Genomic DNA, 22,155 nt, shown 5'->3' on the forward strand with positions numbered 1-22,155 from the left:
TCAGTTTCCGCTCGGTTCGAGGAGTTGCTTCAATTCGCCGGTTCGCTTGCGGGTCAGTTCGGCAAGACAGCCGGAAACCAGCATCGGCTCCATCGACCCGCCGCGCGCCTCGAAACCGGCCAGTTCGCACTGCCCGTCGCGGTATCCGATCCAGGCCCGCTGCGCCTTCTTCAATGCCTCTTCGGCCCCGACATAGGCGGCATCGATTTCGCCGAGTTCCTTATCCATCGCCTTCATGGCAGCGATCGCTTGCTTGTAGATTTTGTTCAGGTCCGCGTCGGCTCTGTCATAGTCCTGGCCGGCGCAGATATTCATGTCCATCTGCGTTACGGCATTCTGGCAATCGACCGTTGGCTGCTCCTGCGCTGCTGCCGAAACCGTTGACAGCAGAAGCAAGCCGGAAAGTGGCGCGAAGATCCTCATAGCTTTCCCATGATCGCCTGGCGGAAGCCGAACACCTCGCGCTTGCCCGAAAGCGGGATCAGCGTCACCTGCCTCGTCTGGCCTGGCTCGAAGCGCACGGCCGTGCCCGCCGGAATGTCGAGCCGCTTGCCGCGGGCCGCGTCACGATCGAAGATCAGGCCCGGATTCGTCTCGGCGAAGTGATAGTGGCTCCCCACCTGCACAGGACGGTCGCCGGAATTGGAAACCTCGATGGTGACCGTTTCGAAACCAACGTTCAGTTCGATCTCGCCTTCGGCTGCGATGATTTCGCCAGGAATCATGTCCCTCTCCTCATTCAGGCCGCCTGGCCGCGCGCGCAGCCTTGCGGCTTCAACACGCGCTCCGTCGACGCCGGATATTTCGCAAGCATGGCAGCCGGGCGGATCGGCCGTCGGACCAGCTCGCCGCTGCAATTCGGGCAGATGCCACCGAGCCTCTCCTCGGCACAGTTGGCACAGAAGGTGCATTCGAACGTGCAGATCATGGCCTCCCGGCTCTCGGGCGGCAGGTCGCGATCACAACATTCGCAGTTCGGGCGTAGACTCAGCATGATTGTCCCTCAACGTTGACGGCGGGTCCCGTATCCCGCTCTAGCGGATCGGTTCGTGGACCGTCACAAGCTTCGTGCCATCCGGAAAGGTCGCCTCGATCTGGATGTCATGGATCATTTCGGGGATCCCATCCATGACCTGGTCGCGGGTCAGCACATGCGCGCCGGCTTCCATCAGTTCGGCCACGGAGCGCCCGTCGCGCGCACCTTCGACGACGAAATCGGTAATGAGGGCGATCGCCTCCGGATGATTGAGCTTCACGCCCCGCTCCAGCCTCCGGCGAGCGACCATCGCCGCCATGGAAATCAACAGCTTGTCTTTTTCGCGCGGAGTAAGATTCATGCGTCGCCGTCCAGTGGATTGTGGATCAAAGAGTCCAGACTTTCGGCACAGACGCATCGTTACGCAAGTGCGAAATAAGCGGGACGAGAATTTTTCTGAGCGCGAAGCCGTCGGTCGCCGCTACGCGGGCAACCAGCTTGTCGCGACCGGCAACATGAACATGGCTGACACCGGCGGCCGCATAGCTGCCGAGCGCGCCTCGCAGCCGCGAAAGCATCACTTCGCAATCCCACCCGACATAGAGCAATGTCGCAAAAGCTGCCGCGCCGCCGAGCACCGCGGAACGCCCCGCAAGTGCGGCAATATCCTCGGCAAGCGCCAGGTTCTCCGCATGCAGCAGCCGGCCGTCACTTCTCACCCGCCAGCGGTCGCGAAAGAGACCAGCCTGCACCACCTCACCCATCGCCTTGCGGCCGAGAAGAACCGCCTCGACCGCCAGAAAGGTTGCGTCTCCGGCAAGCTCGACGTCCAGTGACCGCGCCAGGGATGCGCGATCGAAGAGGATGGTTTCCTGCGGAAGCCAATCGACCCGGCTTCCGCCAGCAACAAGGATCCGCGCCGAGATATCGGCCGTTCCCGCACTCGCCTTGTAGATCTTCTCGCAGGCCTGCGTCGTCAACGTAAGCGAGGTGCCCTCGCCCGCCTCGAACGCCCAAGCCATCCGGTCGCCGCCGGTGATTCCTCCCGACGAATTAATCAGCACCGCTTCGATCGACGCATCAAAGGTCTTTGGAAAACGGATCTTGGCGCAGCCTTCCTGATAGAGCTCGGCAATAGCCGTACGGCCGTTCCGGCATTTGGCAACGAGCCGCCCTTTTCCCCACGCCCGCTGCGGAGCGATGATTGCTGCATCATTCATGAAAGGCCGTTGGAAATTTTTGCAAGACGGCATGCACCGATGGTGGCATCGTCCGCGAGCCGAGCTCCAAAGTCAAGACATTGTTTCGCAAGGAGAATCCGCGCTTGACCACGCAAGGCGCTTACTCCCTGAGCCCCCTGTCGGCGGTTTGCAAGCGACGAAGAAGGTTGTCGACGAGAAAAAGGGCGCCACTCGGGCGCCCCCTTCTCTTTCGTTCAGGAATTACGACCTCGCGAACTCAAGCAGGTCCTGGTTGAGCTGGTCCTTGTGGGTTTCGGTGATGCCGTGCGGGGCGCCGGGATAGGCCTTCAGCACCGCATGCGGAATGAGTTTCTTCGAGGCCCGCCCCGCGGCATCGATCGGCACGATCTGGTCGTCGTCGCCATGGATGATCAGGGTCGGCACATCGAACTTCTTCAGGTCCTCGGTGAAATCGGTCTGCGAGAAGGCGACGATCGAGTCGTGAGTGTTCTTGTGGCCGCCCATCATGCCCTGCAGCCAAAAGCTGTCGATCATGCCTTGCGAAACCTTGGCGCCCGGCCGGTTGAAGCCGAAGAACGGCCCGGAGGCGATGTCCTTGTAGAGCTGCGAGCGGTCGGCGACGCTTGCCGCCTGGAGATTGTCGAACACCTCCTTCGGCAGTCCGCCGGGGTTCTTGTCGGTCTTGACCATCAACGGCGGCACCGCCGAGATCAGCCCGGCCTTGGCGACGCGCTTGGTGCCGTGGCGGCCGATATAGCGGGAGATCTCGCCGCCGCCGGTCGAGAAGCCGGCGAGGAAGATGCCGGAAAGATCCAGTTTTTCGATCAGTTCGGCGAGATCGTCGGCATAGTGGTCCATGTCGTTGCCGTCCCAGGGCTGACTGGAGCGGCCATGACCGCGGCGGTCATGGGTGATGACGCGGAAGCCGTTGTTGGCGAGATGGAAGGCTTGGGCCTCCCAGCTGTCGGACGACAGCGGCCAGCCGTGGCTGAGCACGACGACCGGACCGTCCTTCGGACCCCAGTCCTTGTAATAGATTTCGACGCCGTCGCGGGTGACGATCCTGCTGCCCATGGTCCTTGCTCCTTCGCTGGTTGTGGTGGTGGTTGCATTCGCGGCGCCTCCCGCCGAAGCCGGGCGGACAGCAGATACTGCCGCAGCGGCACCCAGAGTGCCAGCCAGCACGCCTCTCCGAGAGAGGCCGTTCGTGGTTACGCTTGCCGGTGTGCTTGTCATGGAATTACTCCTTGTTCCATCGTGCAGCCTGCTTTAGATCTCACGACTAAATCGTGCACGATTTAAATCTTCACAAACGTTTCGCCACGATTCGGCGTTACATTGTCATCAATTAAATCGTGCACGATGTTTAGCGGGATGAATTCAACGTGTCAGTACCTTGCGATTAGATCGCGAACGATATATTTTATCCTATTGATCAAATCTGAGTTGGAACAATGACCAAGGCAGACAGCCCCTCTCACGAAGACCTGATGAAACTCGACAATTTTCTGTGCTTCGCGATCTATTCGACAAACCACGCCTTCACGCGCGTCTACAAGCCGCTGCTCGATGAGTTAGACCTCACCTATCCGCAATATCTCGTGATGATCGTCCTGTGGGAAAAGGACGATCAGACCGTCGGCAGTTTGGGCGAAAGGCTTTTTCTGGAATCGAGCACGCTCACACCCATGCTGAAGCGGCTCGAAGGCATGGGCTACATATCGCGGGTACGAGACCAGGCCGACGAACGACAAGTGCGCGTGAAATTGACCGACAGCGGCCGCGCCTTGCGGGAAAAGGCCGAGAAGGTACCGCATGGCATTGTCAGCGCGACGGGGATGAAACCGGGGGAACTTGCCCGGCTCAAGCAGGAGATCACGACGCTGCGTACGTCGCTGCTGAGATAAGCGCCGCCAGGGGCGAAAGCATGCGCATCGCTGCTGCATGTGTCCTTGATCGTAGCCGATTTGAGGATACATGCGGCAATTCAGTGCCACAGCGTCCTTGCACGCCTGATCAGACGGGCTGCGCGGTCGGTACACGTGGACTGCTATCACAAAACAAAAGACCCGGCGCCTTCACGCCGGGTCTTTCCAAAAGCGGAATGAAATGACGACTATTCGTTCTGGAAGTAGCTGTACTTGCCGTCGTCACCCTTCTTCCAGGTGTACATGACGTAGTCCGGGCGGGTGATGTCACCCTTTTCGTCGTAGCCGAGTTCGCCGATTGCGGTCTTGAACGGACCCTTGGCCTTGATGGCTTCCGCAACGGCCTGCGGATCGTTGCCGCCGGCAGCCTTCGCGCCTTCAGCGATGACCTGAAGAGCCGCATAGGCATAGAGCGTGTAGGCTTCCGGTTCGAAGCCGGCGTTACGGAACTTCTCGACGAGCTCCTTGGCATTCGGATTCTTGCGCGGATCCGGCGAGAAGGTCATCAGCGTGCCGTCAACGGCGTCACCAGCGATCGAGGCCAGTTCGTTCGAGACGATGCCGTCACCCGACATCATCGTTGCCTTCAGGCCCTGGTCCTTCATCTGGCGCATGATCAGGCCAGCTTCCGTGTGCAGACCGCCGTAATAGACGATGGAAACACCGGCTTGCTTCATCTTCGCGATCAGAGCGGAGAAGTCCTTGTCGCCCGTGTTGATACCTTCGTAGAGCGCTTCGGTGAGGCCGGCCTCGTTCATTGCCTTCTTGGTTTCATCGGCAAGGCCCTGACCATAGGGGGTCTTGTCGTGAACAACGGCGATCTTCGCGTCCTTGAAGTTGGCGGCGAGGTAGGCACCGGCAACCGCACCCTGCTGGTCGTCGCGACCGCAAGTGCGGAACGTGTTCCACAGGCCGCGCTCAGTGAACTGCGGGTTGGTGGAGGCCGGCGTGACCTGCAGGATGCCGTTTTCGGCGTAGATTTCCGAAGCCGGGATGGACACGCCAGAGTTGAAGTGGCCGACGACGAACTTCACGCCGTCTGCAACGAACTTGTTGGCGACCGAAACGCCCTGCTTGGCATCCGACACGTCGTCGCCGAGCACGACCTTGATCTGTTCACCATTGATGCCGCCTGCAGCGTTGAGATCGGCAGCCGCCTGTTCCGCACCTTTCTGGAGCTGCGCACCGAACGCAGCATTCGGGCCGGTCAACGGGCCGGCAATGCCGACCACAACATCAGCCCACGCAGAGCCGCTAAAGGCGACCATTGCCGTCAGCGCAACGGCCGACAGAAGAGACTTTTTCATCTTGTTACTCCCAATATTCGAGCGGGTCTCGTTTCCAAGCCTGCGCAATGCCCACCTTAATTGCGCCGGTGTTCTTTCGCACCGGCCGCAATCGACCGGCACGCGCTGTTCCCTTATTTGGCTTTCCAGAAGAAGGGCGAGGCCTTCTCGTAGAGCCAGTAGTAGTTATTGGTCATTTGCCTGGTCCGGTAGTATCGGAAACCGGCAGTAGCAAACAACAAAAGCACGATCGTGTCCACGATATAGTACTGCAGGCTGAACATCGTTCCGCCGAAAAGAGCGTGATGAATGAAGCGGATAGCCCAACCGAGCAGCGCCACGTAGAGCAGCAGCCGCGGAAAGTTATGCCAGGTATCGGCGACGCTCTTGCCCGTCCGCCAGGCGGTCCAGCCACCCAGCACACAGGTGATGAAGATGAACTGCCAGATCGACGTTTCTTCGTAAAGAATTCCCTGCATGTCACATACTCCAGGCGCGGCGCATCAATGGCGGCCACCTTCGAGGTAAGCCGAACGGACTTCCGGATTGGCGAGAAGATCCTTGCCTGTCCCGCTCATGGTCACCCTGCCGTTGACCAAGACATAAGCGCGGTCCGACAGCTTGAGCGCGCCGAACGCGTTCTGTTCGACGAGGAACACCGTCAGGCCCTCTTGCTTGTTGAGTTTCTTGATCGCCTCGAAGATGCCCTTCACGATCAGCGGCGCAAGGCCAAGCGAAGGCTCGTCGAGCAGGAGCAGCTTCGGCCGGGCCATCAGCGCGCGCCCGATCGACAGCATCTGCTGTTCGCCGCCCGAAAGCGTGCCGCCGCGCTGCGCCCGCCGCTCCTTGAGCCGCGGGAAGAGCGTGAAGATCTTTTCGACGTCCTCGTTGAAATACTTCAGGTTGTCGAGGCTCGCTCCCATCTGCAGGTTCTCGAATACCGTCATGCGCGGGAAGATGCGGCGCCCTTCCGGCGATTGCGCGATCCTGAGACGGGCGATCTCGTGCGTCGGCAGCCGCGTGATGTCCTGACCGTCGAAGTGGACGGAGCCGGTGCGCGCCTGCGGGCTGCCGCAGATCGTCATCATCAGCGTCGACTTCCCGGCGCCGTTGGCGCCGATAAGGCTGACGATCTCGCCGCGATGAACCTCCACGTCGACGCCGTTCAGGGCCCGGATGTTGCCGTAATAGGTCTCGACGGCTCTTACATGCAGCAGCGGCGCACTCATTGCTTGGTGCCTCCCTGCTCGCCCTCGATTTCCTCGATTTGTTCGATCACCTCTTCAACCTCTTCGTCCTCGACACCCAGATAGGCCGCAATGACCTTCGGATCGTTCTTCACGAATTCCGGGTTGCCGTCGGAAATCTTCTGGCCGTATTCCAGCACCACCACGTGATCGGAGATCCCCATTACCACGGACATGTCGTGCTCGATCAACAGGATGGATGTCCCGGTATCCCGACGGATACCCTGCAACAGGTCGTTGAGCGCATGCGATTCACGTGGGTTGAGGCCTGCCGCTGGCTCGTCGAGGCAGAGAAGCTCCGGTTCCGTGCACATGGCGCGGGCAATCTCGAGCCGCCGCTGCGCACCATAGGGCAGGTCGCCGGCCGGATCATCGGCGCGGTCGATCAGTGACGCCTTTTCGAGCCAATGCCTGGCGAGTTCGATGGCCTGTTTGGACGCCTGACGGTAGGCCGGGAAGCCAAACAGACCGAGGAAGGTGTAGCCGGACGCCAGCATCAGCTTGTTGTGCTGGGCAACAAGCAGGTTTTCCAGCACCGTCATGCCCGAGAACATCCGTATGTTCTGGAAGGTGCGCGCCACCCTGGCCTGCTTGGTGATCTCGAAATCGGGCAGGCGCTCCAGCAGATACTCCTTGCCGGACCGCTGGCGCATGGTGATCATGCCCATCGTAGGCTTGTAGAAGCCGGTGATGCAGTTGAACACTGTCGTCTTGCCCGCTCCGTTCGGGCCGATCAGTGCGGTGATGTCACCGCGAGAGGCTTCGAAAGAGAAATCGTTGATAGCCATGAGACCGCCGAAGCGCATCGACAGGTGCTCAACCTTTAGAATGGGGTCTTTTGTCATTGTCGTTGTCTCTATGGCCATCAGCCGTGCCCTTCCTTGGTGAAGCTGCCGGAGACAGCCTTGCGTTCGCGGAGGAACGCAGTCGGTTCGCGGGATCCGACGAAGCCGCGCGGCTTCAGCACCATGACGACGACCATGGCCAGGCCAAATATCAGCATGCGGTAAAGTTCGGGCGTGAAGTTCGGTCCGAAGATCACCTTGAGGAAGGCGAGCTCGCGCAGGATCTCCGTACCGCCGACCATCACAATGGCCGCTATAGCGATACCGGTCAGCGAGCCCATGCCGCCGAGCACGACGATCGCAAGGATGACGGCCGACTCAAGGAATACGAAGGATTCCGGCGAGACGAAACCCTGGCGCACCGCGAAGAACGACCCTGCAAAGCCGCCGAACATCGCGCCCGTGGCGAATGCCGTCAGCTTGGTCGTCGTCGTGTTGATGCCGAGCGACCGGCAGGCGATCTCGTCCTCGCGCAGCGCTTCCCAAGCCCGGCCGACCGGCATGCGGCGCAGCCGGATGGTGACAAAGGCCGTAATCATGCAAAGGCCGAGGATCAGATAGAAGAGGAAGATCTTGTAGTAGGCCGACGAGATCGGCAGCCCCATTATCGCCGCGAAGCCGGTCTTGGAGGCATCGAACTTGATGCCGAACAGCGTCGCCTTGGCGATGCCGGACACACCGAACGTGCCCTTGGTCACTTCGGTCCAGTTGATCAGCACGAGGCGGATGATCTCACCGAAAGCGAGCGTCACGATCGCCAGGTAGTCGCCGCGCAGGCGCAGTACCGGGAAGCCCAGAATCATACCCCAGCAGGCGGACAGAAGACCGGCGACCGGCAAGAGCACCCAGAAGGACAGGCCGAAATAGCTTGAAAGCAGCGCATAGGAATAGGCCCCGACCGCATAGAACGCGACGTAGCCGAGGTCGAGCAGACCGGCGAGGCCGACGACGATGTTAAGGCCCCAGGCGAGCATCACGTAGATCAGGATCTGGATGCCGAAGTTGTCCACCCACTTCAACGATCCCTGGACACCGGTGAGGGCCAGAATGACCGGCGGATAGAGAATGAGCGCAACGATCGCGATCTTGGAGAAATTGCGGCTGAAAAAGCCCTCCTCCTTCACGACCTCCGGTGCAGCCACCTTCGCCGCTTTTCTCTGCGCAAGCCAGGGCTGGGCGTAGGCGACCATCAGGAAGCGACCGACCATGGCAATGATCACGAAAGTCGCCAGCAGACCCCAGCGCTGGGTGAGGATCAGCTCGTTGCGGATGTTCTGGTCGGTCTTGAGGCCGACGAACAGAACGAACAGGCCGAGGGTGACGAGGCCCGCGAAGACAGCCTCCCGCAGGGCCCGCGCCGTCACCTCAGTGCCAGCGCTTGCAGTGGTAGATGCAATATTTGCCATGGAATTATACCTTCTCGACTTCCGGTCGTCCGAGAATACCTGACGGCTTGAAGATCAGAACGATCGCGAGAATGGAGAACGTCGCGACATCCTTGTAGTCGATGGTGAAATAGGCCGACCACAATGACTCGATGAGGCCGATCATCAGCCCGCCGAGAACCGCGCCCGGCAGTGAGCCAATGCCTCCGAGAACGGCAGCGGTAAACGCCTTGACGCCCGGAGCGAAGCCGTCAGTGAAAACGACGACACCGTAATACATGAGGAACATCGTCCCGGCGACAGCTGCGAGCGCCGCGCCCATGACGAAGGTCACCGAGATCGTGCGATCGACATCGACACCGAGCAGCGCCGCCATCTTGCGGTCCTGTTCGGTGGCGCGCTGCGCACGACCAAGCGGCGTCTTGTTGACGATGTACCAGAAAACCGAAAGCAGAATGGCCGTGATGATAACGATGATGATCTGCTTCAGCGAAATGGCGATGCCGAAGATATCATAGACCGACGAGACAAGCGGCGGGATCGGCTTGTTGCGCGGGCCCTGGGTCACCTGAATGAAGTTCGACAGTACGATCGACATGCCGATGGCCGTGATCAGCGGCGCCAGACGGAAGGACCCGCGCAGCGGACGGTAAGCCACCCGCTCAATGGTCCAGTTCCAAATCGCTGCCGTAAGCATACCGACGATCATCATTAGCAACAGCGCCAGTACAACCGGCACACCCGCCATGAATGTTGTGAGAATCAGAAAGACAATCAACGCGGCAAAGCCGCCCAGCATGAAGATATCGCCGTGGGCGAAGTTGATCATGCCGATGATGCCGTAAACCATGGTATAACCGATCGCGATCATACCATAAATAGACCCAAGCGTCAGCCCGTTGACGAGCTGCTGGACGAAATACTCCATCAATCTTCCCCTGGACCAGATCCTAGCGGTCCGATCTCTTGTTATTAGAGCTCATTGGTGAGCGTGCTCTTTGCCCCAATTCCATACCTCTTTCAAACGAAAATGAAAGCTAAAAAGTGGTTCTCCTCCGGATTCTTCGGCGATAAAATCGATTTGGCGTTTTCGAAGCCAGAAAAATCAAAATTTTAGCAGCGATCGCACGCGAAATGAGCACGATTGACCGCAAAGTCGCGGAAAATCGGCATCAATAGCCTCACGCGTTCCATAGGACGCACAAAGGACGCTGTAGCAATTTGAATTGCGGCCGATGTTGCGATTGGACAATTCGGAGACTGCCGCAACCGCTTGCCTCGTCACCCGGCGAATGCCGCCGTCAGGTCGTGTTCGCGCCCCATTGTCATGAGGTCATCGAAAAGGGACTCCGCATAAGAGCGCGGAGCGATCAGCTCGAATGCGTCTTGCCCGGTGCGCGCAAGATTGACGGCAATGTGGCCGCAAAGCGCATTCGCGCTGGTCCCGGTCTCAAAGGCGGCGGGATGCAGGTCGAGGCCGATGCCCTTTGCAAGGATCCGGCGCACCGATGGTCCGGAAAGCCGCAACAAGACGCGCGCGTCGCTTTGATCGACGATATGGGCCCGGCCGCTGCACAGGGCATCGAGACGACGTTGCAGCGCCTCCGGCGTATCGTTTTCAGAGACGACCAGCCATTCGCCCGGCGCGCTGAAGCGCACCGCGAATTCAGTTGCCGACGACAACAGCTTTTCGACCGCGTCCTCCTCGCCGGCAATGGCAAGCACCAACGCCACCGCCTGCCTGTGGCCGATCGCGAGATGATTGGCGCCGGGCGACTGGGGCGTGCCGCGCAGCTTCTCATCGAGCGCATTGCGGTTGTAGTAATCGCGGATCATCGGCGCGTCCTCAGGCTTTCATTCTGGCGTTCTCGGGATCGACGAAGACCGGGTCGCAGACTTCGGCGACAACTTCCTGATCGCGCAGCTTGTCCCACACGACAATCCGTTCGCCGTAGCGTTCACGGCCGGATTTGAGGAAGGCAAGCGCGATGTGATGACCGAGTGCCGGCGAGAAGCAGGCGGAGCTGACCCAGCCCTGGTCGCTGAGGGTCGACGGCTTCATGCCCTCGCGCAGCAGATGCGCGCCCGCACGAATGTCCTTTTCCCTGTCCACTGGCTTCAGTCCCACAAGCTGCATGCGGTCTGCGGCCGTCAGTCCATATCTCGACGAGAGATGCTTGCCGATGAAGTCCGTCTTGTGGGAGGAAACCATGCGGCCCAGCCCGGCGTCATCAGGCGTCACCCGACCATCGAATTCGGCATGTGTCGGCAGGCCTTTTTCCACCCGCAGCACATTGAGGGCTTCCACCCCATAGGCGCAGATATCGAAGGCGCGGCCCACGTCCATCAGCTGATCGGCAACTGCCACGCCAAATCCCGCCGGAACGGCGAGTTCGAAGGCCAACTCGCCGGAGAAGGAGATGCGGAAAAGCCGCGCTTTCAGGCCGCCCTTGAGCGTGACTGCTCCGGCTGCGAGGAACGGGAATGCCGCGTCGGAGATGTCATCCTCGACAAGCTGCTGCAACACGCTGCGCGCCTTCGGGCCGGCAATCGCTATCTGCGCCCATTGGTCGGATACGGAGCAGAAACGAACTTTCAGTTCGGGCCAGAGCACCTGCGAGCAATACTCCATGTGTGATATCACGCCGCCCGCCATCGCGGTCGTCGTCGTGACCAGGAAGTGCTCTTCCGCGAGCCGGCTGACGGTGCCGTCGTCATAGACGAAACCGTCCTCGCGAAGCATCAGGCCATAACGAGCCTTGCCGACCGGAAGCTTCAACAGCGCGTTGCAATAGAGCCGATTGAGAAATTCAGCCGCGTCCGGGCCAAAAAGCTCGATCTTGCCGAGTGTCGAGACGTCGCAAATGCCGACGTTGGCCCGTACGTTCAGCACCTCGCGATCGACGCTCTCGCGCCAGGCCTTTTCGCCAGCGCGGGGATACCAGGCGGACCGATACCAATGACCCGACTCGACGAAGGTCGCGCCGCTTTTCCGTGCCCATTCATGCAGCGGTGATTTGCGCGTGGGTGCCGCGTGTTTGTCACGCGCGGTGCCGGCAAGCGCGCCGAAGGAAACGGGCGTGTAGAACGGGCGGAATGTCGTCGTCCCCACGTCCGCGGGGCTCACTCCTCGCATGCCTGCAAGAATGCCAACGGCGTTGATATTCGAGAGCTTGCCCTGGTCGGTAGCCATGCCGCTGGTCGTATAGCGCTTGGCGTGTTCGACGTGGCCGAAGCCTTCGCGCAGAGCAAGCCCCAGATCCTTCGCGTGCACGTCGTTCTGGAAATCGACAAAGGCCTTGGACTTTGCTCCGGGTACATACCAAAGCGCGGTGACGTGCGGATCAGCTTCCTCGCCCGTTTCCGGCAGAATGTCCTGAGCGGGCCTGAATCCCAGTTCGGCGGCGATCGCCGACGCCTTGGCAACGCCATCGCCGAGGCAACCGGCAAGCGTGTAGACCCCATTTGCCGCGCCGGCGACCCGCAGTCCGCTGCCAACGTCCGGCGCAATGAAGGCGCTCAGTTGATCGGACCAGACCGGTTTCGCCCCGCGTTGGCAGGCGAGGTGAATGACGGGGCTCCAGCCGCCGGACATGCCGATCGCGTCACAGGGTACGAGTTCCTCGAAGCCCGACCGCTCGACGACGATCCCCGAAACCCGCCGGCGTCCCTTGGTATCGACAACAGAGGCCGAACGAATCACGCGCGTGCCCTCAGGCGCGGCGTCTTCTGCCGCTGCACGACTGTCGACGATCACCGCGATGGCGATGCCCTTGGCGTGGAGGTCGCGGGCTGCCTGATATCCGGCGCTGCCACTGGTAAAGATCGCAACCGATCTGCCGGCCGCCACGCCGTAGCGGTTCGTATAGATCCTGAGCGCCCCGGCCATCATCACGCCCGGCCGGTCATTGCCGCCGAAGACCAGCGGACGCTCCTCGGCACCGGTCGCGAGAAGCGCCCGCCTCGCGACGATGCGCCAGACCCGCTCCGTCGGCAGCTTGGCGACAGGCTCCGCCACGTGCTTCTGAACCCGTTCGACGGCGCCGAATACATTGTCGTCGTACCACCCAAAGACCGTCGTTCGCGGCAACAGGGTCACGTTCGGCAGCGCCTGCAATTCGGCGGCGACACGATCGGCAAGGACATGCGCGGGCGCACCATCGATCGCCTGCGTTTCCGAAAGGAGCGACCCGCCGAGGCGGAAATCCTCGTCGGCCAGAATGACGCGAAGGCCGGCGCGTGCCGCGGTAAGCGCCGCCATCAGGCCGGTCGGGCCGCCACCAACGACGAGCAGGTCGCAGTGTGCCCAGGATTTCTCATAACTTTCCGGATCGCGCTCGAGTACCGCACGCCCGAGACCGGCAGCACGACGGATCAGCGGCTCGTAAAACTTTTCCCAAAGCTGCGCTGGCCACATGAAGGTCTTGTAGTAGAAGCCCGCGCCAATGAATGGCGAGAGAAGATTGCTCACCGCGCCGATATCGAAGCCGAGCGACGGCCAGCGGTTCTGGCTGCGTGCCGTCAATCCGGCGTAGAGCTCCGCAACGGTCGCTTTCGTGTTCGGATCGCTGCGCGCGCCGGAACCGATCGTGACAAGCGCATTCGGTTCTGACGGGCCGGCGCTAACGATCCCGCGCGGGCGGTGATATTTGAAGCTGCGGCCGACCAGCAGCTGGTCATTGGCAAGGAGCGCCGAGGCAAGCGTATCCCCGGCAAAGCCGCGCAAGGGGCGGCCGTCGAAACTGAAACTCAGCGAACGGCTGCGATCGACCAGTCCTCCCGTCGTCAGGCGATAGGCGGTCATCGGCCGTTCTCCCTGGCGAAGACAGCACCATCGGTCACGGAGTGGACCTCATGGGTAAACGTGTCGCGGTCGACCACGAGGAAGCGGCGGCAGCCCGCCACGTGCTGCCAGTGCTCAAGCGTACGCCCCCGCGGATTGGCGCGCACATAGACATAATCGTGCCAGGCTTCGTCCGATGCGGTCGGCACCGGGCGAACGAGCGATGCGTCGCCGCGGATCGCAAACTCTTCCTTCGGGCGGACCCCGCAATGGGGACAGGTGATCAGGCTTGCCATCGTCTTGTCCTTGGACCCGCGCGGATCCAGTTGGTTCGAAATGCGACCGCGAGGGAGAGAGCGGTTCGCCGCTTCTGTCAGTGAAGATTGGGTTGCGGACCGGCACCGGCCTCGTCGACCGCATAGCCGCGGGCAAAGCGGTCGAGCCTCAGGGCACGCGCGACCGGATGCGTGTCGTTCTTGGCGATCAGGTGAGCGAAGCAGTAGCCCGATGCGGGCGTCGCCTTGAAACCACCGTAGCACCAGCCGCAGTTCAGATAGAGATTGTCGATCGGCGTCCGGTCGATGATCGGCGATCCGTCCATGCTCATGTCCATCACGCCGGCCCAGGAGCGCAGGACCCGGACGCGCGAAAGGCCCGGGATCATCGTCACCCCCTCCTCCATCACATGCTCGGCTGTCGCGAGGTTTCCGCGCTGGGCATAGGAGGTGTAACCGTCGATCTCCGCCCCGAAGACAAGGCCGCCCTTGTCGGACTGCGAGATATAGAAATGCCCGCCGCCGTAGACGATCACATGATCGATGCAGGGCTTCAGCGCTTCGGTCACGAAGGCCTGAAGCACATGGCTCTCGATCGGCAGCTTCAGCTCCGCCATCTCGCCGACGCGGGAGGTGTTGCCCGCGGCCGCCAGCGCCAGCTTCCCACAGCCGATGAAGCCCTTGGTCGTCTCGACCCCGGTGACGACGCCACTTTCGCGGCGAATCGCGGTCACCTCGCAATGTTCGATGATATCGACCCCATGGCGGTCGGCGCCGCGCGCGTAACCCCAGGCGACCGCATCGTGCCGGGCCGTACCGGCGCGCCGCTGCAGGAGCCCGCCGAGGATCGGATAGCGGGCGTGGTCGTAGTTGAGGAAGGGGATCATCTTCTTCAACTGGTCGCGCTCGATCAGCTCGGCCGCCACGCCCTCCATCCACATGGCGTTGCCGCGCCGGATGTAAGCGTCGCGCTGGCCGTCGCTGTGGTAAAGCATGATGACGCCGCGCTGCGACAGCATCACATTATAGTTCAGCTCCCGCTCCAGCCCTTCCCAAAGCTTCATCGAGAATTCGTAGAACGGTTCGTTGCCCGGCAGCATGTAGTTGGAACGCACGATCGTCGTGTTCCGTCCGACATTTCCTGAGCCAAGATAGCCCTTCTCCAGTACGGCGACGTTTTTGACGCCGAATTCCTTGGCGAGATAGTAGGCTGCGGCGAGGCCATGACCGCCGCCGCCGATGATGATCACATCATAATGCGATTTCGGTTCGGCCTGTCGCCATTGCGGCTTCCATTTCAGATTTCCGGAAAGAGCGTTCTTGACGATCGAGAATGCGGAATAACGCATGAAGACATCCAGTTCACTTGCGCGGCCACCTTTGCACAAGCAAGGCGCAACGCAAAGATGCAAGACGCCTTGCGGCCGCAAAATGCCGCTGTAACGGGTTTTTCTCGCGGCAATGCCAGGAGCTTCCGCGATTGCGGCAAAGAGACAGATTTGAGTATGAAGGAAGGAAGGCTATCGGTGTTCCGCCAATCCCATGCGAATCGGGGCGCTGGCGCGGAAAAGAAGAATGGCGATGCTGGAAACATTGGAAAGATCGGCGCTCGCAGCCGGAAGGGCGATCCTGGACATTTACAACGCCGGACCGGCCATCAGCTATAAAGCCGACACCTCACCCGTTACCGACGCGGATCATGGTGCCGAACGCATAATCCTCGCCGATCTCACGGCGAGCTTTCCCGACATTCCCGTCATCGCTGAGGAAGCAGTCGCGGCGGGACATGTCCCCGATATTTCGGGAAAGCGCTTCTTTCTTGTTGATCCCCTGGACGGCACCAAGGAGTTCGTCGGGCGCAACAGCGATTTCACCGTCAACATCGCGTTGATCGAGGAGGGCGTGCCCGTTGCCGGCGTGGTTTATGCGCCCGCGCTCGGCATCCTCTATTCGGCAAGTTCCAAGAAGGCGAAGAAGGCCTTGATCGAGGATGATCACATAGCCGGACCTCAGGCGGTTATCGGCTGTCGCATCTGCGGCGATCGGCCGCTCGCACTGACCAGCCGCTGGCACAACAGCGCAGAGACGATCGCCTATCTCGCCGATCACGGCATTACCGACTATGAGGCTGTCGGTTCATCGCTGAAATTTTGCCTGCTGGCCGAAGGCCTTGCCGACATCTACCCGCGCTTCAGCCGCACCATGGAATGGGATACCGCGGCCGGCGACGCCATCCTGCGCGCGGCCGGCGGCGAGACGCTGACCATGGAAGGAAGCCCCCTCACCTACGGCAAGCGCAACCAGGACCACGACAGCGATTTTGCAAACCCTTGGTTCGTCGCCCGCGGCAGGCCGTGACGCCGGTGGCATCAGCCACCGCGCTGGCCATGCGCAGCCTCGATAAGGCTGCCGATCGTCATTTCGCTGAAGGGTTTGTCGATCCTCGGAATATCGCGCAGATGCTCCGGCCAGGGAAAGGATTCGCCGTATCCGCTGGTAAAGCCGACCATGATGCCGCGCGCGATCATGGCATCGGCGACGACGAAGCTTGTATCGTTATCGAGATTGACGTCGATGAGGGCAAAGTCGATGGAATGCGCGTTCGCGATTTCCATCGCCTGCTCGGCATTGGTGGCAACATGAACCTCTGCCACTCCCAGGGATGTGAGGATTTCCTCGGCGTCCATTGCAATGATGAAATTGTCTTCCAAAACGAGAACCGTCTTTATCGTCGGCGGAATTTCGTTGCTTTGCACTCCCGGCGCCCTTTCAGAAGCTCTGCCAGACCAAGGTTCGATCTCGAGCAACCAACCTAGGCGCTAAAGAGCGGTTCGGCACTTAAAAATGACATGTGACCGGTGCATCAGATGAATGGCCGCTTGTGCTCGCTGATACCCTTCCACTCGGCAATCGCAAGCAGCCCATCAATATCGCGCACGTTGCATCCCCCGTCCACCCAGCGAATGAGCCCGCGGTCGGCAAGCTTCTTCAGTGTCTTGTTGGTGTGGACGACCGAAAGGCCAAGCGTGTCGGCGACGTGTTGTTGGCGGATCGGGATCGCGACTCGATTGCCCCGAAAGAGGTCCAATACTTTTGCTCTTTGATAAAGGAAGGAGAGGAGATAGGCGGCCCTCTCGAGTGCGGAACGTCGGCCAATGCTCAGCAGATGCTCGTCGAGAATCCGTTCCTCCCGGGCCGCGATCCAGGTCAGATCATAAGCAAGGTCGGGGTGCCCGGTGAAAAGCTGATTGAGTCTGTCCCGTTCGAATACGCAGAGAGTAACCGGCGAAAGCGCCTCGATCGAATGCTGCATTTCTCCCATCAGACTGCCTTGCAGCCCGACGATGTCGCCGGGCATCACGTAGTTCAGGATCTGGCGGCGACCGTCGTCGAGCATCTTGTACCGAAAGCCCCAACCGGAAAGCACGGTGAAGAGATGAGCGCTGTGCGTGCCTTCAAGGAGTATTGTCGCGCCGCTATCGACTGCCAGTTCCCCCGTCTTGAAGTTCGAAACGAAGGCAAGTTCCTCGGCTGCGAAATCGCGAAAGATCGCGAGCCGGCGAAGGGGACAATTCTCGCAGGGTGTGCGCTTGCTGTTCTTGCTCGCTTGGTTTGCCATGGACCATCTCGTGGCCGGCTGCAAAGGAACTTATTCATAAGACCCAAGCAGTGAAGTAGCGCCTACGCGCCTTGGGACAAGGACGCCTGCTGGAAAGCAATGCCATTTCAGATGTTTCACGAGCCGGTTCGACGGTGATTGCGATGGACTTGGCGCCGCCGCCGCTCTATCTCTTTCGGACCTTTCCGCCACCAAAAGGGATCCACGCCATGTCCCACGCCGCCATTGCAAAAAACCATGTCGCCGTCATCACAGGAGCTGCCTCGGGCATCGGCCTTGCCGCGGCCAAACGCTTCGCCGGCCTTGGTCTGAAGGTTGTCCTTGCCGACCTTCCAGGCGAACGCCTGCAGGCGGCTGCGGCCGAGGTGGCAAGGGTGGCCACGGGCGGCGCAAGCGATGTCGCCGCAATCGACACGGACGTCTCCCGGCCCGACGATCTGGTGGCGCTGGCGCGCTCGGCAAGCGAGCGTTTCGGCCACGTACATGTGCTGATGAACAATGCCGGCATCCAGCCGGGCAGTTCGATGTTCGGCCCGCTGGAAAACTGGGAAGGCGTGATCGCCGTCAATCTCTGGGGTGTGATCAACGGCTCACGGATATTCGCGCCCGCGATGATTGCCCATGGCGAACCGGCACTGATCATCAATACCGGCTCGAAACAGGGCATCACCACGCCACCCGGCGATCCGGCCTACAATGTCTCGAAGGCCGGGGTGAAGGTCTTCACCGAGGCGCTGCAGCATGAACTGCGCAACACCGAGGGCTGCAAGGTCGCTGCGCACCTGTTGATTCCCGGTTTCGTTTACACGTCGCTGACCGCCCACGGACGCACCGAGAAGCCGGCGGGTGCATGGACCGCGGATGAGACCGTTGACTTCATGATGGAAAGCCTCGAACGCGGTGACTTCTATATCCTCTGCCCGGACAACGAGGTCGACCGCTCGACGGATGAGAAACGCATCCTGTGGGCGGCGGGCGACATCGTCGAAAACCGGCCACCGCTTTCGCGCTGGCATCCGGACCATGGCGAAGCCTTCAAGGCCTTCCTCGCTGGCAAAAGCGACTGAGCGCCCACTGACGTAGCCGGGCCCCAGTAGGCGGCCCCCCAGTACCCAGGCTTGAAGCGCGGTGCGCAGTTGAAGTGCGGAAGGACAAGACGGTGACCAGCGGCATCCACCACATCACCCTGATCGCCCGCAAGGTGCAGGCGAATGTCGATTTTTACCTCGGCTTCCTCGGCCTGCGCCTTGTCAAGCGAACCGGCGGCTACGAGGACCCCAATCAGTTGCATCTTTTTTACGGGGATGCGGCCGGGTCGCCGGGGTCGCTCGTCACCTTTCTGATGTGGGAGGACGGCTCGCCCGGACGCGTCGGCCATGGTCAGCCGAGCGAAATCGCCTTTGCCATCCCGCCGGAGAGCACCGGCTTCTGGCTGACGCGCGCATTGCAGTTCAACATTCAGGCGACCGGCCCTGCGCAGGAGTTCGGCGAGCCGGTGCTGCGTCTCAAGGATCCGGACGGCGTGATCGTGAAACTGGTCGGAACCAACGCGCTTGCCGAGCCTGCTCCATGGGCGAGCCGGGATATTCCGGAGACGGACGCCATCCGGCGGCTGCGCGGCGCGACCCTCCTCACGGAGAAACCCAAGGAAACCGCTCACTTCCTCCAAAATCATTTCGGCTATTCCGAAACCGGAGCAACAGCCACGATCCGGCGGTTGACATCGAAATGCGGAGACGTCATCGACGTGCGCGACGCCACCGGTTTCTGGACATCGGCGCCCGGTACGGGCACGATCGATCACATCGCCTTTCGCGCGCCGGATGAGGCGACTGTTCTTGCGGTACGCGCCGACCTCGAGCAGGAGCACGCGGGTGCCACCAACGCGCACGACCGGAAATATTTCTTCTCGCTTTATGTGCGTGAACCGGGCGGCTCACTCTACGAGCTGGCGACAGACGGTCCGGGGTTTGCGGTCGACGAGCCGGCGGATACGCTTGGGTCCAGGTTGTTCCTGCCGGCGCACATGGAAGCCAATCCTTCCGCGACCATGGTGAAGCTGCCGCAATTCGCCCTGCCTGGCGAGCCGCGGCTAACCCAGCGCGACCTGCCCTTCATCCACCGCTTCTATCATCCGGATGACCCGAACGATCGCACCTTCGTGCTCCTGCACGGCAGCGGCGGCAACGAGACGGACATGCTCCCCTTCGGGCATCAGGTCGATCCGCACGCCACCTTGCTTGGCGTGCGCGGCCGAAGCACCGAGGAGGGTTTCCCCCGCTGGTTCCGCCGCCTGTCGATGACGACTTTCGACCAGCAGGACATCCGCTCGGAGGCAGAGGCATTCGTCGCCTTCGTCGACGGCGCGCGCGAGGGCTACGGCCTCGCCCCAGACAAGACGGTCTTCATCGGCTATTCAAACGGCGCCAACATGCTGGCTGCCGTGATGCTGCTTTATCCCGGCCTCATCAGGAACGTGGTGATGATGCGGGCCATGGCCGCGCTCGAAGATGCGCCAACACCCGACCTTGCCGGGGCAAACATCCTGGTGCTGACGGGCAAGGAAGATCCCTACGGCAAATATGCGCCGACCCTGGTAAAGCTCCTCGCCGACACCGGCGCAAACCTCAAGGCACTCGACATAGACACCCATCACGGCATCGGTGACGACGATGTCGAAGCCATTCGCAGCTGGATGGCGGAAACCGGTCTCTGATTCCGTGGGCTGAGCGCGTTATCTTGCCTTCGTCGACGCGACATACTCGGCGAAAGCCGTGATAAAGCCGCGTACTCGCTCCCTGGTCTCCTCGTCGGTCAATTTCCCCTCGCTGTCGAACACGGTGGCGGCCTTCGGCAACATCAACCGCTTGCCCGACCAAAGATCCGCCCCGAGCGTCCGCATCACGGCAAGCCAGGCGTTCTGGCTGAGAATGGTGCCGAAATTCCCGGGGGACGCACCGGCCAATGCAAAGGGCCTGCCACCGAACACCTTTTTGATGTCTGCCGGCGGACGGCTGAGCCAGTCGACGGCGTTCTTGAAAACGCCGGGCATCGAGTTGTTGTATTCCGGCGTGAAGAGGATCACGCCGTCCGCCGCGATGATCTTCTGCTTGAGATCGGCCACGGGTGCCGGGATGCCGCGTTCAACCTCGACATCGCCATCGTAAAGCGGAATGCCGTGCAGCGTCGCGGTCTCGAACGCGATACCGCCGGGCGCGACGGATTTCGCTGCCCTCGCCAACGCCGTATTGAAGGAGGCCTTCCGCAGACTGCCCGATATGCCGAGTATCTTCGTCATGAATGATGGTTTCCGCTTTTTCAGGATCGGCGGCCCAACGCCGCCCTCCTCACGACAATAGAACTAGAGGTCAAAGGACAAAAAGAAAGCCGGGAACAATGTCCCGGCTTCTTTGCGATTACTCCAGGGGCTTCAACCCTGCCTCGATCTGAGCCCGCTTCGGTTCCAGGAACGGCGGCAATGACAGGCTTTCGCCGAGCGTTTCCATCGGTTCGTCCACGGCGAAGCCGGGTCCGTCGGTCGCAATCTCGAACAGGATTCCGTTCGGCTCGCGGAAATAGAGCGAGCGAAAATAGAAGCGCTCGACCTCACCGCTCGACGGCAAGCGGAAACCGTTCAGCCGTTCCGTCCACTGATGCAGCTGATCCACGTCCGGCGTGCGGAACGCGACATGATGCACGCCGCCCGCGCCCTGGCGCGCCGGTGGCAGGCCCGGTTGGACCGCGACATGCAATTCGGCCGCAGGACCGCCCTCGCCCATCGAGAAGACATGCACCTCACCGACGCCGTCCGGTGCGGCGTAGGCGCGCACATCGGTCATGTTCATGACATGCGTGAGCACGAGCGCCGTGTTGGTGATGTCCGGCACGCTGATCGTGATCGGGCCGAGACCTTTGATCTGATGTTCGGCGGGAACCGGGCTCTTCTCCCAGGGATGCGACGGCGCAAGTCCGCCATCGTCCAGAAGCCGGAAGCGCTGGCCTTCGCCGTCCTCGAAGTCGACCGACGTCCGGCCGTCGATTTCCGTGACCTCACCGGCGGACACACTCAGCTCGGTAAATCGGCGCTTCCACCATCTCACACTTTCGGCGCTGCCGACCCGGAACCCGGTGCGCGAAATGCTGTGCGTGCCGCGTCCCTCTGGGCCAACCGGCCAGTCGAAGAACGTCAGATCAGTGCCAGGCGTTGCCTGTCCGTCGGCATAGAAAAGATGATAGGCGGCCGTGTCGTCCTGATTGACGGTTTTCTTGACCAGCCTCAGCCCGAGCGTCTTTGTGTAGAAGCGCAGGTTTTCTGGCGCGTTGGCCGTGATTGCCGTGAGATGGTGGATACCGGTCAGTTGCAAGCTCATGATTGCCTCCAGCTTGATGCGTTACGGCGGCTTTTGCGCGTCCGATAGGACGCCGGCGCCGTAGGGCGGGCATTTCGTTGAGCACAATATCGGTCGGCCCGGTCACTCCCGAAAGGGGAAACGACGCGAACAGATTGTTCTCTAAAGGAGAACGATCTAGAGCGCCGTGCGTTTAACGAACGCACAAAGGACGCTTTAGCACTTTGATTCTGCAGCATCTTATCCGCTTTCAGTAATTC

Annotated in this window: 24 protein-coding genes; 4 read left to right on the top strand and 20 right to left on the bottom strand. The window is 61.1% G+C overall.

The window, feature by feature from the left end; all coding sequences use genetic code 11:
- From GHK62_RS15670 to GHK62_RS15695, 6 genes are all read right to left on the bottom strand, one after another.
- Complete coding sequence (locus GHK62_RS15670; protein ID WP_153440087.1) at positions 1-423, bottom strand: lysozyme inhibitor LprI family protein; 423 nt, start codon at positions 421-423, stop codon at positions 1-3.
- Positions 420-725, bottom strand: coding sequence for an urease subunit beta (locus GHK62_RS15675; RefSeq protein WP_153440088.1), 306 nt, complete (start codon positions 723-725; stop codon positions 420-422). Before GHK62_RS15675 ends, GHK62_RS15670 begins: the two co-directional genes overlap by 4 nt.
- Before the next feature lie 14 nt (positions 726-739).
- On the bottom strand, positions 740-994 hold the full coding sequence (locus tag GHK62_RS15680) for a DUF1272 domain-containing protein (RefSeq protein WP_153440089.1): 255 nt from the start codon (positions 992-994) through the stop codon (positions 740-742).
- 40 nt (positions 995-1,034) lie between these two features.
- On the bottom strand, positions 1,035-1,337 hold the full coding sequence (locus tag GHK62_RS15685) for an urease subunit gamma (protein ID WP_153440090.1): 303 nt from the start codon (positions 1,335-1,337) through the stop codon (positions 1,035-1,037).
- A gap of 25 nt (positions 1,338-1,362) precedes the next feature.
- On the bottom strand, positions 1,363-2,196 hold the full coding sequence (locus GHK62_RS15690) for an urease accessory protein UreD (protein WP_153440091.1): 834 nt from the start codon (positions 2,194-2,196) through the stop codon (positions 1,363-1,365).
- A 222-nt stretch (positions 2,197-2,418) separates the two neighbouring features.
- Positions 2,419-3,414 (bottom strand): alpha/beta fold hydrolase, encoded by a 996-nt coding sequence (locus GHK62_RS15695; RefSeq protein ID WP_153440092.1) that lies wholly within the window; start codon positions 3,412-3,414, stop codon positions 2,419-2,421.
- Between the two features lie 218 nt (positions 3,415-3,632).
- Here GHK62_RS15695 and GHK62_RS15700 point away from each other — a divergent pair, with 218 nt between their 5' ends.
- Positions 3,633-4,085: a MarR family winged helix-turn-helix transcriptional regulator gene (locus GHK62_RS15700; protein ID WP_167528266.1), complete on the top strand. Its 453-nt coding sequence runs from the start codon at positions 3,633-3,635 to the stop codon at positions 4,083-4,085.
- A 209-nt stretch (positions 4,086-4,294) separates the two neighbouring features.
- On the opposite strand, the gene GHK62_RS15705 is transcribed toward GHK62_RS15700, so the two are convergent.
- The 10 genes from GHK62_RS15705 to GHK62_RS15750 form a co-directional block, all read right to left on the bottom strand.
- Complete coding sequence (locus GHK62_RS15705; protein WP_153440093.1) at positions 4,295-5,413, bottom strand: branched-chain amino acid ABC transporter substrate-binding protein; 1,119 nt, start codon at positions 5,411-5,413, stop codon at positions 4,295-4,297.
- 113 nt (positions 5,414-5,526) lie between these two features.
- On the bottom strand, positions 5,527-5,871 hold the full coding sequence (locus tag GHK62_RS15710; RefSeq protein ID WP_153440094.1) for a DUF6867 family protein: 345 nt from the start codon (positions 5,869-5,871) through the stop codon (positions 5,527-5,529).
- A 24-nt stretch (positions 5,872-5,895) separates the two neighbouring features.
- Positions 5,896-6,621 carry an ABC transporter ATP-binding protein gene (locus GHK62_RS15715; RefSeq protein ID WP_153440095.1) on the bottom strand — a complete coding sequence of 242 codons (726 nt, stop codon included), beginning with the start codon at positions 6,619-6,621 and terminating at the stop codon, positions 5,896-5,898.
- Complete coding sequence (locus tag GHK62_RS15720) at positions 6,618-7,505, bottom strand: ABC transporter ATP-binding protein (RefSeq protein WP_153440096.1); 888 nt, start codon at positions 7,503-7,505, stop codon at positions 6,618-6,620. Before GHK62_RS15720 ends, GHK62_RS15715 begins: the two co-directional genes overlap by 4 nt.
- Positions 7,505-8,890: a high-affinity branched-chain amino acid ABC transporter permease LivM gene (gene livM, locus GHK62_RS15725; RefSeq protein ID WP_153440097.1), complete on the bottom strand. Its 1,386-nt coding sequence runs from the start codon at positions 8,888-8,890 to the stop codon at positions 7,505-7,507. The genes GHK62_RS15720 and livM overlap by 1 nt, the downstream gene beginning before the upstream one ends.
- A 4-nt stretch (positions 8,891-8,894) precedes the next feature.
- Positions 8,895-9,797, bottom strand: coding sequence for a branched-chain amino acid ABC transporter permease (locus GHK62_RS15730; RefSeq protein ID WP_153440098.1), 903 nt, complete (start codon positions 9,795-9,797; stop codon positions 8,895-8,897).
- 353 nt (positions 9,798-10,150) lie between these two features.
- Entirely contained in the window at positions 10,151-10,705 is a 555-nt protein-coding gene (locus GHK62_RS15735) for a sarcosine oxidase subunit gamma (RefSeq protein WP_153440099.1), read from the bottom strand.
- A 10-nt stretch (positions 10,706-10,715) separates the two neighbouring features.
- Positions 10,716-13,673 carry a sarcosine oxidase subunit alpha family protein gene (locus GHK62_RS15740; RefSeq protein WP_153440100.1) on the bottom strand — a complete coding sequence of 986 codons (2,958 nt, stop codon included), beginning with the start codon at positions 13,671-13,673 and terminating at the stop codon, positions 10,716-10,718.
- Complete coding sequence (locus tag GHK62_RS15745; RefSeq protein WP_153440101.1) at positions 13,670-13,948, bottom strand: sarcosine oxidase subunit delta; 279 nt, start codon at positions 13,946-13,948, stop codon at positions 13,670-13,672. Before GHK62_RS15745 ends, GHK62_RS15740 begins: the two co-directional genes overlap by 4 nt.
- A gap of 77 nt (positions 13,949-14,025) precedes the next feature.
- Entirely contained in the window at positions 14,026-15,276 is a 1,251-nt protein-coding gene (locus GHK62_RS15750; protein ID WP_153440102.1) for a sarcosine oxidase subunit beta family protein, read from the bottom strand.
- A gap of 232 nt (positions 15,277-15,508) precedes the next feature.
- Here GHK62_RS15750 and cysQ point away from each other — a divergent pair, with 232 nt between their 5' ends.
- A complete protein-coding gene (gene cysQ, locus GHK62_RS15755) occupies positions 15,509-16,285 on the top strand; it encodes a 3'(2'),5'-bisphosphate nucleotidase CysQ (RefSeq protein WP_153440103.1) in 777 nt (258 codons plus the stop codon).
- An 11-nt stretch (positions 16,286-16,296) separates the two neighbouring features.
- Here the strand turns inward: cysQ and GHK62_RS15760 are convergent, their stop codons facing one another.
- On the bottom strand, positions 16,297-16,683 hold the full coding sequence (locus GHK62_RS15760) for a response regulator (protein WP_184108857.1): 387 nt from the start codon (positions 16,681-16,683) through the stop codon (positions 16,297-16,299).
- 107 nt (positions 16,684-16,790) lie between these two features.
- Positions 16,791-17,546 carry a Crp/Fnr family transcriptional regulator gene (locus GHK62_RS15765; RefSeq protein ID WP_153440104.1) on the bottom strand — a complete coding sequence of 252 codons (756 nt, stop codon included), beginning with the start codon at positions 17,544-17,546 and terminating at the stop codon, positions 16,791-16,793.
- A 209-nt stretch (positions 17,547-17,755) separates the two neighbouring features.
- On the opposite strand from GHK62_RS15765, the gene GHK62_RS15770 reads away from it, so the two are divergent.
- Both GHK62_RS15770 and GHK62_RS15775 read left to right on the top strand, forming a co-directional pair.
- Entirely contained in the window at positions 17,756-18,613 is an 858-nt protein-coding gene (locus GHK62_RS15770) for an SDR family NAD(P)-dependent oxidoreductase (protein WP_153440105.1), read from the top strand.
- 92 nt (positions 18,614-18,705) lie between these two features.
- Positions 18,706-20,262, top strand: coding sequence for a VOC family protein (locus GHK62_RS15775; protein WP_184108855.1), 1,557 nt, complete (start codon positions 18,706-18,708; stop codon positions 20,260-20,262).
- Between the two features lie 18 nt (positions 20,263-20,280).
- On the opposite strand, the gene GHK62_RS15780 is transcribed toward GHK62_RS15775, so the two are convergent.
- Together GHK62_RS15780 and GHK62_RS15785 are read right to left on the bottom strand one after the other, a co-directional pair.
- A complete protein-coding gene (locus GHK62_RS15780) occupies positions 20,281-20,844 on the bottom strand; it encodes an NADPH-dependent FMN reductase (protein ID WP_153440106.1) in 564 nt (187 codons plus the stop codon).
- Positions 20,845-20,962: 118 nt separating this feature from the next.
- Entirely contained in the window at positions 20,963-21,916 is a 954-nt protein-coding gene (locus GHK62_RS15785; protein ID WP_153440107.1) for a ring-cleaving dioxygenase, read from the bottom strand.
- Positions 21,917-22,155: the final 239 nt, after the last annotated feature.

This window comes from Sinorhizobium terangae, from assembly GCF_009601505.1.
Taxonomy (GTDB): Bacteria; Pseudomonadota; Alphaproteobacteria; order Rhizobiales; family Rhizobiaceae; genus Sinorhizobium; species Sinorhizobium terangae.

Coding starts and splice junctions, on each gene's coding strand:
- GHK62_RS15670 (WP_153440087.1), bottom strand. CDS start 423: ATGAGGATCTTCGCGCCACTTTCCGGCTTGCTTCTGCTGTCAACGGTT.
- GHK62_RS15675 (WP_153440088.1), bottom strand. CDS start 725: ATGATTCCTGGCGAAATCATCGCAGCCGAAGGCGAGATCGAACTGAAC.
- GHK62_RS15680 (WP_153440089.1), bottom strand. CDS start 994: ATGCTGAGTCTACGCCCGAACTGCGAATGTTGTGATCGCGACCTGCCG.
- GHK62_RS15685 (WP_153440090.1), bottom strand. CDS start 1,337: ATGAATCTTACTCCGCGCGAAAAAGACAAGCTGTTGATTTCCATGGCG.
- GHK62_RS15690 (WP_153440091.1), bottom strand. CDS start 2,196: ATGAATGATGCAGCAATCATCGCTCCGCAGCGGGCGTGGGGAAAAGGG.
- GHK62_RS15695 (WP_153440092.1), bottom strand. CDS start 3,414: ATGACAAGCACACCGGCAAGCGTAACCACGAACGGCCTCTCTCGGAGA.
- GHK62_RS15700 (WP_167528266.1), top strand. CDS start 3,633: ATGACCAAGGCAGACAGCCCCTCTCACGAAGACCTGATGAAACTCGAC.
- GHK62_RS15705 (WP_153440093.1), bottom strand. CDS start 5,413: ATGAAAAAGTCTCTTCTGTCGGCCGTTGCGCTGACGGCAATGGTCGCC.
- GHK62_RS15710 (WP_153440094.1), bottom strand. CDS start 5,871: ATGCAGGGAATTCTTTACGAAGAAACGTCGATCTGGCAGTTCATCTTC.
- GHK62_RS15715 (WP_153440095.1), bottom strand. CDS start 6,621: ATGAGTGCGCCGCTGCTGCATGTAAGAGCCGTCGAGACCTATTACGGC.
- GHK62_RS15720 (WP_153440096.1), bottom strand. CDS start 7,505: ATGGCCATAGAGACAACGACAATGACAAAAGACCCCATTCTAAAGGTT.
- livM (WP_153440097.1), bottom strand. CDS start 8,890: ATGGCAAATATTGCATCTACCACTGCAAGCGCTGGCACTGAGGTGACG.
- GHK62_RS15730 (WP_153440098.1), bottom strand. CDS start 9,797: ATGGAGTATTTCGTCCAGCAGCTCGTCAACGGGCTGACGCTTGGGTCT.
- GHK62_RS15735 (WP_153440099.1), bottom strand. CDS start 10,705: ATGATCCGCGATTACTACAACCGCAATGCGCTCGATGAGAAGCTGCGC.
- GHK62_RS15740 (WP_153440100.1), bottom strand. CDS start 13,673: ATGACCGCCTATCGCCTGACGACGGGAGGACTGGTCGATCGCAGCCGT.
- GHK62_RS15745 (WP_153440101.1), bottom strand. CDS start 13,948: ATGGCAAGCCTGATCACCTGTCCCCATTGCGGGGTCCGCCCGAAGGAA.
- GHK62_RS15750 (WP_153440102.1), bottom strand. CDS start 15,276: ATGCGTTATTCCGCATTCTCGATCGTCAAGAACGCTCTTTCCGGAAAT.
- cysQ (WP_153440103.1), top strand. CDS start 15,509: ATGCTGGAAACATTGGAAAGATCGGCGCTCGCAGCCGGAAGGGCGATC.
- GHK62_RS15765 (WP_153440104.1), bottom strand. CDS start 17,546: ATGGCAAACCAAGCGAGCAAGAACAGCAAGCGCACACCCTGCGAGAAT.
- GHK62_RS15770 (WP_153440105.1), top strand. CDS start 17,756: ATGTCCCACGCCGCCATTGCAAAAAACCATGTCGCCGTCATCACAGGA.
- GHK62_RS15780 (WP_153440106.1), bottom strand. CDS start 20,844: ATGACGAAGATACTCGGCATATCGGGCAGTCTGCGGAAGGCCTCCTTC.
- GHK62_RS15785 (WP_153440107.1), bottom strand. CDS start 21,916: ATGAGCTTGCAACTGACCGGTATCCACCATCTCACGGCAATCACGGCC.